Source organism: Actinomadura sp. NAK00032, from assembly GCF_013364275.1.
In the GTDB taxonomy this organism is placed as follows: domain Bacteria; phylum Actinomycetota; class Actinomycetes; order Streptosporangiales; family Streptosporangiaceae; genus Spirillospora.
In genome coordinates this window covers 4,928,544-4,941,063 of sequence record NZ_CP054932.1, presented here as the reverse complement: position 1 = coordinate 4,941,063, position 12,520 = coordinate 4,928,544, and the positions used below count along the sequence as shown (strand labels likewise).

At 74.6% G+C, this 12,520-nt stretch carries 9 protein-coding genes; 4 read left to right on the top strand and 5 right to left on the bottom strand.

Features of this window, described 5'->3' with window-relative positions; genetic code table 11:
• Positions 1–2: 2 nt before the first annotated feature.
• Positions 3–1,844 (bottom strand): long-chain fatty acid--CoA ligase, encoded by a 1,842-nt coding sequence (locus tag HUT06_RS22985; RefSeq protein WP_176197615.1) that lies wholly within the window; start codon positions 1,842–1,844, stop codon positions 3–5.
• A 179-nt stretch (positions 1,845–2,023) separates the two neighbouring features.
• Here HUT06_RS22985 and selD point away from each other — a divergent pair, with 179 nt between their 5' ends.
• Positions 2,024–3,016, top strand: a complete 993-nt coding sequence (selD, locus tag HUT06_RS22980; protein ID WP_217711406.1) for a selenide, water dikinase SelD — start codon at positions 2,024–2,026, stop codon at positions 3,014–3,016.
• A gap of 89 nt (positions 3,017–3,105) precedes the next feature.
• Complete coding sequence (locus tag HUT06_RS22975; protein WP_176197613.1) at positions 3,106–3,381, top strand: GlsB/YeaQ/YmgE family stress response membrane protein; 276 nt, start codon at positions 3,106–3,108, stop codon at positions 3,379–3,381.
• Positions 3,382–3,403: 22 nt separating this feature from the next.
• Here the strand turns inward: HUT06_RS22975 and HUT06_RS22970 are convergent, their stop codons facing one another.
• Positions 3,404–5,284, bottom strand: a complete 1,881-nt coding sequence (locus tag HUT06_RS22970) for a propionyl-CoA synthetase (RefSeq protein ID WP_176197612.1) — start codon at positions 5,282–5,284, stop codon at positions 3,404–3,406.
• A 188-nt stretch (positions 5,285–5,472) separates the two neighbouring features.
• Complete coding sequence (locus tag HUT06_RS22965) at positions 5,473–6,903, bottom strand: MFS transporter (protein WP_176197611.1); 1,431 nt, start codon at positions 6,901–6,903, stop codon at positions 5,473–5,475.
• A 346-nt stretch (positions 6,904–7,249) separates the two neighbouring features.
• On the opposite strand from HUT06_RS22965, the gene HUT06_RS22960 reads away from it, so the two are divergent.
• Both HUT06_RS22960 and HUT06_RS22955 read left to right on the top strand, forming a co-directional pair.
• Positions 7,250–9,085 carry a SelB C-terminal domain-containing protein gene (locus HUT06_RS22960; protein ID WP_176197610.1) on the top strand — a complete coding sequence of 612 codons (1,836 nt, stop codon included), beginning with the start codon at positions 7,250–7,252 and terminating at the stop codon, positions 9,083–9,085.
• A 91-nt stretch (positions 9,086–9,176) separates the two neighbouring features.
• Complete coding sequence (locus HUT06_RS22955; protein ID WP_176197609.1) at positions 9,177–10,370, top strand: RtcB family protein; 1,194 nt, start codon at positions 9,177–9,179, stop codon at positions 10,368–10,370.
• Positions 10,371–10,438: 68 nt separating this feature from the next.
• On the opposite strand, the gene HUT06_RS22950 is transcribed toward HUT06_RS22955, so the two are convergent.
• Positions 10,439–11,494, bottom strand: a complete 1,056-nt coding sequence (locus tag HUT06_RS22950; RefSeq protein ID WP_176197608.1) for a hypothetical protein — start codon at positions 11,492–11,494, stop codon at positions 10,439–10,441.
• Between the two features lie 130 nt (positions 11,495–11,624).
• Positions 11,625–12,443 (bottom strand): alpha/beta hydrolase, encoded by an 819-nt coding sequence (locus HUT06_RS22945; protein WP_176197607.1) that lies wholly within the window; start codon positions 12,441–12,443, stop codon positions 11,625–11,627.
• Between the last annotated feature and the right edge of the window lie 77 nt (positions 12,444–12,520).

Below are 12,520 nucleotides of genomic sequence, written 5' to 3'. Positions count from 1 at the left end.
GGTCAGCCCGCGTAGAGGGCGTCGATGTCGGGCGAGTACTTGGTGTGCACGACGCGGCGCTTGAGCTTGAGGGTCGGGGTGAGCTCCTCGCTCTCGGCGGTCCACTCGGCGGGCAGCACGCGCCACTTCTTCACCTGCTGGACGCGGGCGAGGCGGGCGTTGGCGTCCTCGACGGCCTTCGCGACCTCCTCCCGCACGAGGGGGTGCTCGGCCAGGGCGGCGAGGTCGGTGGTGTCGATGCCGTGGGCGGCGGCCCAGACGGGGGCGACCTCGCCGTCCAGGGTGATGAGGGCGACCACGTAGGGGCGCCGGTCCCCGAAGGCGAGCGCCTGCCCGACGAGCGGGTGCTCCTTGAGGTGGTTCTCGATCAGGGACGGGGCGATGTTCTCCCCGCCCGCGGTGATGATCAGCTCCTTCTTGCGGTCGACGACGGTGAGGAAGCCGTCCTCGTCCAGCCGCCCGACGTCGCCGGTGCTGACCCAGCCGTCGGCGTCGATGAGGTCGGCGGTCGCGTCCGGGCGGTTCAGGTAGCCGGGGGTGCAGGTGGCGCCGCGCACGAGGATCTCGCCGTCCTCGGCGAGCCTCAGCTCCACCCCGGCGAACGGGCGGCCGACGGTGCCGAGCTTGAAGGAGTCGGCGAGGTTGGCGGTGATGGCGCCGGTCGTCTCCGTCATCCCGTAGGCGTCGAAGATCTTCAGGCCGAGGCCGGAGAAGAACCGGGCGACCTCCACCGGCAGCGGCGCCGCGGCGCTGGAGGCCTGCCGGACGCGGTCCAGTCCGAGCAGCCCGCGCATCGGGGTGAGGACGGCCTGGTCGGCCCGCTCGAACGCGGCGGTGATCTCGGGGGTGAGGGCGTTGCCGAACTCCTGGGCGGTGACGTAGGCGCGGCCGGCCTCCAGCGCGGCGCCGACCGCCTGCTTCTTGGCCTCGTCCTGCTCGGCGGACAGCACCGCCTGGATGCCCGCCATGATCTTCTCCCAGACGCGCGGCACGCCGAAGAAGGAGTGCGGCCGCACCTCGGCGAGCACGGTGGTGAGCTGGGCGGGGTCCGGGCAGAAGTGGACGTGGGACGCCAGCCGGATCGGCAGGTAGTAGCTGAGGACGCGGTCGGCGATGTGCGCGAACGGCAGGTAGGAGACCCCGGCCGGGTGCTCGGGCAGCACGGAGCTGCGCTCCACCATCTCGGCCTCGTGCAGCACCATCGAGTGGGTGATCAGCACGCCCTTGGGGTCGCCGGTGGTGCCGGAGGTGTAGAGGAGCGTGACGGTGTCCTCCGGCTTGACCGCCCGCCAGCGGCGGTCGATCTCGGCCGGGTCGGCGGCGAGCCGCTCGCGGCCGAGCGCGGTGAAGGCCTCCCAGCTGAGGTAGCGGTCGCCGTCCGGGCAGGCGGCGGCGTCCACCACGATGACCGTGCGCAGGTCCGGCAGCCGGTCGAGGACGGGCTGCCAGCGGTCGAGCTGGTCCTTGCCGTCCAGGACGGCGTACTTGGCGGCGCAGTCCCCGGCCACGAACGCGATCTGGTCGGCGGCGAGCGTCGCGTACACGGTGGTCGGGACGCCGCCGGCGTGCACGGCGCCGAGGTCGGCGAGGACGTGCTCGGAGCGGTTCGGCATCATCAGCGCGACCACGTCGCCCGGCTCCAGGCCGAGCGCGGCGAACCCGGCCGCCGTCTCCAGTGCCCGGGTCCGGGTGTCGGCCCAGGTCAGGGTCCGCCACGCGCCGTCGATCCGGTCGGCGTAGGCGGGCCGGCCGCCGTGCCGCTCGACGGTCGCCGCCAGGTTCGTGCACACCGTCTGCCCGGCAACGGCCTGATCGAGTACCGCCTGCTGTTCCCGAATCCCCATGTCGCCCCTTGAAAGTAAGTGATGACTTGCAGAGGGGAGATCGCATCATGCCGAACAGGGTTCGGACAAGGGGTTCGCGGTTTTCCGCGCTGGTCGGGCGGGATGTTCGCCGTTCGGTGACCGCCTCCGTACTGTCCGTTTCTTGATCATTTGCGATAGTTGTGCGTTAAATCGTGCGGGTGACCAGCCTCGCCCCCGTCGCCCGCCTGACGCAGTACGCCCACGGCGGCGGCTGCGCCTGCAAGATCCCGCCCGGGGTGCTGGAGCGGGTCGTGACCGGCCTCACCGGCGGGGACGACGCCCTGCTGGTCGGCGGGCCGGACGGCGACGACGCGGCCGTGCTGCGGATCGCCGGCGGCCGGGCCGTGGTCTCCACCGCCGACTTCTTCACCCCCGTCGTCGACGACGCCTACGACTGGGGCCGCATCGCCGCCGCCGACGCGCTCTCCGACGTCTACGCGGTCGGCGGCGAGCCGCTGATGGCCGTCAACCTGCTCGGCTGGCCCGTCGACGCGCTGCCCGCCGAACTCGCCCGCGAGGTGCTGCGCGGCGGCCGGGACGCCGCGGCGCTCGCCGGCTGCGCGATCGCGGGCGGGCACAGCATCGACGACCCCGAGCCCAAGTACGGGCTCGCCGTCACCGGGCTCGCCGACCCGGACCGGCTGCTGCGGCTGGACGCCGGCCGCCCCGGCGTCCCGCTGTCGCTGACCAAGCCGCTCGGCCTCGGCGTCCTCAACGCCCGGCACAAGGCGACCGGCGAGGTGTTCCCGCACGCCGTGGAGACGATGACGCGGCTCAACGCCGGCGCGGGGATCGCCGCGCTGGAGCGCGGCGCCGTGTGCGCGACCGACGTGTCCGGGTTCGGGCTGCTCGGCCACCTGTACAAGGTGGCGCGGGCGAGCGGCGTCACGGCCGTCGTCGACGCCGCCGCCGTCCCCTACCTGGACGGGGCCCGGCCCGCCGTCCGGGACGGGTTCGTCCCCGGCGCGACGCGCCGCAACCTGGCGTGGGTGTCCCCGCACACCGACTTCCGCCGCATCGGCGAGGAGGAGCGGCTGCTGCTGGCCGACGCGCAGACCTCCGGCGGGCTGCTGGTCGCCGGGGAGGTCCCGGGCGCCCCGGTGATCGGCGAACTGGTCCCCCGGGGGCGGCGCACGCTCGTCGTCCGCTGACGCCCCCCGGCCGTGTCGCCGCGCGCGACGCGGGTAGGGGAGGGGCTACCGCTCCGGCGGGGCGGGGGGAGCGAAGGAGCGCAGGCCACATGACCATCACCGGGCTCGCGGCCGCCGTCGTCCTGGGCGCGGTGATCGGGATCCTCGGACGGCTGATCGCGCCCGGGCGGCCGGGCATGCCGGTCTGGCTGCTGATGGCGACCGGCGTCGTCGCGGCGTTCGCCGGGACGGGGCTGGCGCAGGTGTTCGGCCTCACCGGCGGCGGCTGGAGCCCCTGGGAGACCGTCCTGCAGATCGTGCTCGCGGCGGCCGGCGTCTGCCTGGTCGCCGCGCTGTGGCCCAAGCGGACCGGCCACCGGCCCTAGCGCCCCGCCCGGTCGCGGGCGGTCATGACCGGCGCAGGACGGGGCGCAGGTCGTCCAGCACGCCGGGGTCCTCGATCGTGGACGGGACGGTCACCTCGCGGCCGTCGGCGATGCCCCGCATCACGCCCCGCAGGATCTTGCCCGAGCGGGTCTTCGGCAGCGCCGGGACGACCGCGACCTCCTTGAGCGCGGCGACGGGCCCGACCTGCTCGCGCACCATCGCGACCAGCTCGGCGGCCAGCTCGGCCGGCTCGGCGAGGACGCCGCTCTTGAGCACCACCAGCCCGCGCGGGACCTGGCCCTTCAGCGCGTCCTCGACGCCGATGACCGCGCACTCGGCGACCGCCGGGTGGGAGGACATGACCTCCTCCATCGTCCCGGTGGACAGCCGGTGCCCGGCGACGTTGATGACGTCGTCGGTGCGGCCCATCACCCACACGTAGCCGTCCTCGTCGATGTGGCCGCCGTCGCCGGTCAGGTAGTGCCCGGGGAACTTCGTCAGGTACGACTCGACGAACCGCTCGTCGTCCTGCCACAGCGTCGGCAGCGTGCCGGGCGGCAGCGGCAGCCGGATCGCGATGTCGCCGTCGGTGCCGGGCGGCACGGCCCCGCCGTCCGGGCCGAGGATCCGCACGTCGTAGCCGGGCACCGGCACCGAGGGCGAGCCCGCCCTGACCGGCATCGGCTCCAGCCCGCGCAGGTTCGCCACGATCGGCCAGCCCGTCTCGGTCTGCCACCAGTGGTCGATGACCGGCCGGTCCAGGACGCGCGACGCCCACCGGTAGGTGTCGGGGTCGAGGCGCTCCCCGGCGAGGAACAGCGTGTCCAGCGCCGCCAGGTCGTGCCCGGCGAGCAGCGCGCCCTCCGGGTCCTCCTTCTTGATCGCCCGGATCGCGGTCGGCGCCGCGAACAGCGCCTTCACCCGGTGCTGCGCCGCGACGCGCCAGAACGCGCCCGCGTCCGGCGTCCCCACCGGCTTGCCCTCGTACAGGACGGTCGCGCAGCCGGTGAGCAGCGGCGCGTACACGATGTAGGAGTGCCCGACGACCCAGCCGACGTCCGACGCGGCCCAGAACACGTCGCCGGGCCCGACGCCGAACACGTTCTCCATCGACCAGCGCAGCGCCACCGCGTGCCCGCCGTTGTCGCGGACGACGCCCTTCGGCCGCCCGGTCGTCCCCGAGGTGTAGAGGATGTAGAGCGGGTCGGTGGCGGCGACGGGCACGCACTCGGCGGGCTCGGCGGCGGCGACCGCCTCGTCCCACTCCACGTCCCGGGGCCGGACGAGGTCGGCGTGCAGCTGCTCGCGCTGGCGGATCACGCACCGCTCGACCTTGTGCCGCGCCATCTCCAGCGCCTGGTCGAGCAGCGGCTTGTAGGCGACGACCCGGCCCGCCTCGATCCCGCAGGACGCCGACACGACCGCCTTGGGCCGGGCGTCGTCGATGCGGACCGCCAGCTCCCGCGCCGCGAACCCGCCGAACACGACCGAGTGCACCGCGCCGAGCCGGGCGCACGCCAGCATCGCGATGACCGCCTCCGGCACCATCGGCAGGTAGATGACGACCCGGTCGCCGCGGTCGACGCCCTGCGCGCGCAGCGCCCCGGCGAACCGCGCGACGAGGCCGGTCAGCTCCCGGTAGCTGTAGGTGCGGACCGTCCCGGTGACCGGGCTGTCGTAGATCAGCGCGGGCTGGTCGCCGCGGCCCTCCTCCACGTGCCGGTCCAGCGCGTTGTCGCAGGTGTTCAGCTCGCCGCCGGTGAACCACCGGTAGAACGGCGGCGCGCCGTCGTCCAGGACCCGGTCCGGCGGGACGAGCCAGCGGACGTCGCGCGCCGCCAGCCCCCAGAAGCGGGTCGGGTCGGCGATGCTGCGTTCGTACGCGGCCGCGTAGGCGCCCATGTCGTCCTCCCGGTGGCGGGCCGCCGGCCGGTCGCTCCGTGGCCCGGGTCTGCGCTGAGGCCCGTTCCCGAAATCGGGCCGCACCCCTATAGGGCATGCCCCGGGGCCGGTTCGTCAAGAGCCCGCGCCGCCCCGCCCGTCTCCGCGCCCCCGCGCGCGGCCGCCTTCCGGGGCCCTCGACGGGGCCGTCAGTCGGGGTGGCGCAGGCCGTGCGCGACGGCGACGAGCGCGGCCGCGAAGGCGCCCGCCGCGACGATCCAGAAGCACAGCTCGTACGCGCCGAGCGTCGGCACGTCCGTCCCCGCGATCACCCGCCCGGCCAGGATCGACGCGGTCACGGCGCCCGCCACGCCGCCGCCGGTGGTGCGGACGAGCGAGTTGATGCCGCTGGCGATGCCGCTCTGGTCCATCGGCACGTGCTGGACGGCGAGCGTCCCGAGCGCCGCGTAGGCGATCCCGAACCCGATGCCCTGGATGGCGCTGAACGCGAGCATGTCGTAAACGTGCGAGTTGGACACCGCGAGCCAGACGTAGCACAGCCCGGCGAAGGCCGATCCGGTCGCGAGCGTGTAGGCCGGGCCGAGCCGCGCGGCGATCCGCCCGGCCAGCGCCGAGAACACCAGCATCGTCACCGTGCTCGGCAGCATGTAGAGGCCGACGTCCAGGACCGAGCCGTCCAGCCCGTACCCGAGCTCCGCCGACGGCGCCTGCACGAACCCGGCGATCAGCGTGAACGCGGCGAACATCGAGAACCCGAGCAGCGCCGAGGCGACGTTCGCCGACAGCGACCGCGCCCCGACCAGCAGGTTCAGCCGCACCAGCGGGGCGCGGACCCGCAGCTGCACCGCGACCCACACCGCGCACAGCGCGGCGGCGCCGCCGAACAGGCCGAGGACGCCGCCGGACGTCCAGCCCCACGCGTTGCCCTCGCTGATGCCGAGCAGCAGGCACACCAGCCAGCCGGCGAGCAGGACCGCGCCGCCGAAGTCGGGCCGGCCGCCGGCCCGGACGCCGGCGTCGCGGGCGAGCGCCGCGACCAGCGCCAGCGCGCCGGCGGCCAGCGCCGCGGTGATCCAGAAGACCGGGTGGTGGCTGTCGGTGCGGGCCGCGATCAGCCCCGTCACGATCATGCCGGCGCTGCCGCCGACGCCCATGGTGGCGCTGACGATGCCGATCGCGGTGGTGATCCGCTCGCGCGGGAACGCGTCCCGGATCATGCCGATGGCGAGCGGGATCATCGACGACGACACGCCCTGCAGCGCGCGCCCGGCGATGAGGACCGGCAGCGAGGCCGACACCGCGCAGACCACCGAGCCGGCCAGCAGCAGCACCAGCGCGAGCAGGATCATCCGCTTCTTGCCGTACATGTCGCCGAACCGCGCCAGCAGCGGGGTGGCGACCGCGCCGGTCAGCAGCGACGCGGTGAACACCCACGTCACGTCGGTGATCGGGGCGTCGAAGCGGACCATGAACTGGGGCAGCAGCGGCAGCACCAGGGTCTGCTGCACCGAGACGACCATCCCGGCCGCCGCGAGGGCGAGCAGGATGCGGCCGGTGCGCGCGGGGCCCGCGGGCGGGGGGCCGGCCGCGGTGCGCGCCGTGGCCGGGGCGCCGGTCATGCGAACCTCCCGAGGGGCGATCGTGCGTCCGGCCGGCGGCGGCCCGGCCGCGCGGCGTGCTCCCGTCCGCTCTGTACTTACTTAGAGAAAGTAAGCATAGATCGGCCGGTTCGCTCATGCTCCTTCGCGGGTGCCGCTTCCGGCGGGGCCGATTCGGCGGCGATTTCTGGTCGTTTGTGGTTGACGTGCGGTCGGTGGGCGTGTCGGCGCGTCCGCACCGGCCGGACCGGGTTCGACGCCGGGCCCCGGCGTCCCTAGGGTTGCCTTCCGTGGACCTTCGTCTGCGCAACCCCCGCGATGCATCCCCCCGCACGGCCTCCCGCGTCCCGGCACGGAAAGGACGCTGATGCAGGTCGTCACCACCGCCGGTCACGGTGGGCACGGCAAGTCGGCGCTCGTGCGCGCCCTCACCGGCAAGGAGCCCGGCGAGACGGGCGCCTGGACGGAGCTGCCCTCGGGGCGGCGCGTCGCGTTCGTCGACGTCCCCGGCGCCGGGCGGTCGCTGCCGGCCATGCTCGCGGGCGCCGCGCCGGCGCCCGCCGCGCTGCTCGCCGTCGCCGCCGACGAGGGGTGGATGCCGCAGACCGGCGAGCACCTGGACGCCCTCGGCGCGCTCGGCGTCCGGTTCGGCGTCCTCGCGGTCACCAAGGCCGACAGCGCCGACGCCAGGCTCGCGCTGCGCCAGGTCCGCGAGCGGCTCGCCGGCACCCCGCTCAAGGGCGTGGAGGCCGTCGCCGTCAGCGCCGCCACCGGCACCGGCGTGGCCGAGCTGGCCGCCGCCCTCGACCGGCTCGCGGGTCGGCTGCCCGTCCCCGACCCGGCCGCCCCGGTGCGGCTGTGGGTCGACCACGCCATCACCGCCGGGCGGCAGACCGCCGTCACCGGCACCCTCGCCGCCGGCACCGTCGCCGTCGGCGACGAACTGCTGCTCATGCCCGCCGGGGAGCGCGTCCGCGTCCGCACGATCGGCTGCGCCGGCGAGCCGCGCGAGTCCGTCGGCGGGGTGTCCCGGGTCGTGCTGACGCTGCGCGACGCCGGCCGCGTCGACCCCGGCATGGCCCTCGTCACGCCCGGCGCCTGGACCCACACCACCTGCGTCGACGTCCGCACCCGGTTCGGCGCGGCGTCGGGGCGGCTCGCGCGGCAGCTCACGCTGCACCTCGGGACCGCCGCCGTCCCGGTCCGGCTGCGCCCGCTCGGTCCCGACACCGCCCGGCTGACGCTGAACACCCGGCTCGCGCTGCACCTCGGCGACACCGGCGTCCTGCGCGACCCGGCGCGCCGCTCGATGGCCGGGGTGAGCGTGCTGGACGTCCGGCCGCCGACCCTGGTGCGGCGCGGCGCCGGCGCGGCCCGCGCCCGCGAGCTGGCGTCCTGGCCCGACCGGCCGGACGGCGCGGTCGTGCTGCGCCGGCACGGCGTGCTGCGGCGCTCGGAGCTGTCGCTGATGGGCTGCGCGCCGCCGCCGGACGCGGTCGCGCTGAACGGCGAGTGGCTCGCCGACCCGGCGCACTGGTCGGCGCTGTTCGACCGGCTCGCCGAGGAGGCGTCCCGGCACGCCGCGGGCAGCCCGCACGCGCCCGGCATCCCGCTGGAGACCGTCCGGCTGCGGCTCGGCCTGCCGGCCCGGCAGCTCGTCGCCGCGCTGGTCCGGCCGCCGCTGCGGGTGGACGCGGGACGCGTCTACGGCCCGCCGCCCGGCCCGCCGGCCGCCGCCGAGGCCCGCCCGGCCGCCCCCGCCGCGATCGCCGCGGAGCCCCCGCAGCCCTGGGCCGGCGCCGTCGACCGGCTCCGCGCCGACCTCGACGGCGCCCCGTTCGCGCCGCCGTCGGCCGAGCGGCTCCGCGAGCTCGGCCTCACCGGGGAGCTGCTCGACGCCGCCGAGCGCGCGGGCGCGGTCCTGCGCGTCCCTCGCGACCCGGGGCGGGACGGCGCCGGGCAGGACGGTGCTGGGCGGGACGGCGCCGGACAGGACGGGGCGGATGAGGACGCGGAGGGCGAGATCGTGCTGGCGCCCGGCGCGGACCTGGCGGCGCTGCGGGTCCTGGACGCCCTGCCGCAGCCGTTCACGCCCGGCCAGGCCGCCGAGGCCCTCGGCACCGGCCGCCGCGTCGCCGTCGCGCTGCTGCGCCACCTCGACCGGCGCGGGCTCACCGAACGCCGCGGCGCCGAACGGTCGTAAACCCCTCCGGGACGGGAAAACCGGTTGTACGGCGGCCGGTGTTTCTGGCCTCATGGATCGCGGTCCGGTTCCCGACGATCAAGGAGATGGCGTGCCGTACCAGACGCTCAAGGGCGGCCGCGTGCCCATCAGGATGTGGACCGCCCCCGACACCGTCGAGGACATCGCCCTCGACCAGCTCCGCAACGTCTCCGCCCTGCCGTGGGTGGAGGGCCTCGCGGTCATGCCCGACGTCCACTACGGCAAGGGCGCGACCGTCGGCTCGGTCATCGCGATGAAGGACGCGGTGTCCCCGGCGGCGGTCGGCGTCGACATCGGCTGCGGGATGACCGCGGTCAAGTCGTCCCTCACCGTGGAGGACATGCCGGACGACCTGGCCGGCATCCGGCACCGGCTGGAGAAGGCGATCCCGGTCGGGCGCGGCTCCCACAAGGAGGCCGTCGACCCGTCGGGGCTGCCGAACCTGAAGGAGCGCGGCTGGTACGGGTTCTGGAAGGAGTTCGACGAGCTGCACCCGGCCGTCCGGGCCCGCCTCGGGCGCGCCCGCCAGCAGATGGGCACGCTCGGCGGCGGCAACCACTTCCTGGAGCTGTGCGCCGACGACAAGGGCGCGATCTGGCTCGTCCTGCACTCGGGGTCGCGCAACATCGGCAACGAGCTCGCCGGGCACCACATCGAGGCGGCCCGCAAGCTGCCCCACAACCAGGACCTGCCCGACCCCGACCTCGCGGTGTTCCTGGCCGGCACCGCCAAGATGGACGCCTACCGCCACGACCTGTTCTGGGCGCAGGAGTACGCGCGCCGCAACCGCGCGGTCATGATGGCGCTCGCGCAGAACGTCGTGACCAAGCGGTTCGGCGAGAAGCGCTGCCGGTGGGGCGAGGTCATCTCCTGCCACCACAACTACGTGGCGGAGGAGCGGTACGGCGGCGAGGAGCTGCTGGTCACCCGCAAGGGCGCGATCCGGGCCGGCCGCGGCGACCTCGGGATCATCCCGGGCTCGATGGCGACCGGCACCTACATCGTGCGCGGCCTCGGCAACGAGACCGCCTACAACTCCGCCTCGCACGGCGCGGGCCGCCGGATGAGCCGCAACAAGGCCCGCAAGCGCTTCACCGTGGACGACCTGATCGAGCAGACGCGGGGCGTCGAGTGCCGCAAGGACGGCGGCGTCGTCGACGAGATCCCCGGCGCCTACAAGGACCTCGAAGAGGTCATCGAGGCGCAGTCCGACCTGGTCGAGGTCGTCGCGCGCCTGCGCCAGCTCATCTGCGTGAAGGGCTGACGGTTCGCGGGCGGCCCGGCCCCGGCGCGCTCGTCGCCGGGCCGGGCGCCCGCGAGGCGGGCCTCCCCTCAGCGGGTCGTCACGGTCAGGTCCGGGTCGGTGGTGATCGTGCCGGCGGGCACCGACGAGGCCCGCACGATCCGCGGCTTCCTGGAGGACTGGTGGTCGCGGATCCGGATCCGCCGCCCGCCCGCCAGGTAGATCTCGGGCGTCCCGGCCGGGGTCGAGCCGGTCTGCGAGCCGTCGCCGTCGGAGAACATGCAGCCGTCGAACAGCAGGTCGCCGCCGCCGGTGACGGTGACGGTCCCGCGGTGCTCGGACGGGTCCGGCAGCGCGCCGGGGTCGGACATGCCGTTGAAGAAGAACAGGTCGCGCAGCCTGATGAACTTGCCGCCGGTGATGATGAGCTGCGATCCGTAGGTGGGGTTCCCGGCCTGGGCCTCCAGGCGGGCGCCGGACACGATCAGGCCGCGGCCGCCGTCGATCCGCATCGGCGTCACCTGGTGCTTGCCGGTCACGTACACCGGCCCCACGTTGGACTTGCTCAGGTTCGGCAGCCACAGGTGGTAGCGCTCACCGGGCGGGTGGTGGGGGGAGTCGAGCAGCATCCCGTCGGGCCAGTAGTTGTTGTCGCTGCCCCACAGCTTGAACTCGGTGTCGTAGCAGTTGTTGACGTCCCAGTAGCCCGAGAACGTCACCGCCGTGTGCGCGCCCCAGATGACGTGCTTGAACAGGGAGAAGCCGAGGTTGTGCAGGTGCGACGCCCACAGCACGGTCTGGGTGTGGGTCTTGTCCACGAAGAAGGTGGACTTGGAGTCGCCCTCGAAGGACAGGTCGCGGATCGAGACGCCCTTCAGCTGGGAGCCGGACATGTCCAGCCACCCCGAGTCCCGCGTGTTGATCTTGACCTTGCCGTTGTAGCGGAACTCGCTGCCGGACGCGGGCGGCCCGGCGAGCGCGAACCCGTTGTACATCATCCGCGTCCGCCGGAAGGAGTACTGCCGGGGCTGCGCGAGCATGATGACGGGCTTGTAGGTCTGCGCGGCGGCGTACGACAGCGCGCGGGTGAGGCGCTCGTCGTCGGTGCCGCCGGCGAAGTCCTCCAGCGCGACAGAGTTGACCACGGCGGGTGGCTCCCCTCCTTGACGAAGTCGTGTACGTCAAGGGGAATGATGTCCGCGCGGCGCCCGTCCCGGTGCCGGGTTCCCGGCAAACCAGCAGGTTGGCCAGGGTTTTGTGCACCGGAGCGCGCCCTCAGGACCGGACGGAGCCGAGGGCGCGGTCGATGAAGGCGGTGACGTCGGCGAGGACCTCGTCGCGGTTGGTCTCGTTGAACACCTCGTGGCGGGCGCCCGGATAGAGGCGCTCGGTGAGGCCCGCGCCGCGGATCGCCTCGATGCCGGTGCGGGTGTCGCCCGGCCGGACGAGCTCGTCGGCGCCGCCGTGCACGTACAGGACCGGCAGCGCGCCGAGCGAGCCGTGCTCGTTGACGCGGCGCAGGGCCGCGTCGAGGGCCACGATGGTGGTCTTCTTGAACGGGCCGTGCCAGACCAGCGGGTCCGCGGTGTACGCCTCGCCCACGGCGGGGTCGCGCGACAGCGTGGAGGTGTCGATGGGCGCGTCCGGCATCTCCGCGAGGGGCAGCAGCTCGTCCACGGCGTGCCAGCGGCCGAGCACCGGCCCCGACAGCACCAGCGCGGCGAGCCCGGCGCCGTGCAGCTGCGCGTACCGGGCCGCGATCAACCCGCCCATCGAGTGCCCGATCACGACGACGGGCAGGCCGGGGTGGTCGCCGCGCGCCGACTCCACGACCGTGTGCAGGTCGGCGGCGACGTCCTCGTAGTCCTCGATCAGCACGCGGTCGCCGGCGGACCGGCCGTGGCCCATGTGGTCGGGGCCGCACACGACCGCGCCGTGCCGGACGAGGACGTCCGCGACGTGGTCGTAGCGGCCGAGGTGCTCGCCGTAGCCGTGCACCAGCACCGCGACGTAGCGCGGCTCGCCGTCCGCCCAGATCCGGGCGGTGACCGCGCCCCGCGTCCCGGCGAACTCCCACTCGCGTACCGTCGTCACTCCGGCCTCCCTGGTGCTGGACAGAACGTCACAGTCCAACGCGATGCGCCGGATCGTCAAATGCCGCAATAGGCTGG

Coding starts and splice junctions, on each gene's coding strand:
- HUT06_RS22965 (WP_176197611.1), bottom strand. CDS start 6,903: ATGACCGGCGCCCCGGCCACGGCGCGCACCGCGGCCGGCCCCCCGCCC.
- HUT06_RS22985 (WP_176197615.1), bottom strand. CDS start 1,844: ATGGGGATTCGGGAACAGCAGGCGGTACTCGATCAGGCCGTTGCCGGG.
- HUT06_RS22960 (WP_176197610.1), top strand. CDS start 7,250: ATGCAGGTCGTCACCACCGCCGGTCACGGTGGGCACGGCAAGTCGGCG.
- HUT06_RS22970 (WP_176197612.1), bottom strand. CDS start 5,284: ATGGGCGCCTACGCGGCCGCGTACGAACGCAGCATCGCCGACCCGACC.
- HUT06_RS22975 (WP_176197613.1), top strand. CDS start 3,106: ATGACCATCACCGGGCTCGCGGCCGCCGTCGTCCTGGGCGCGGTGATC.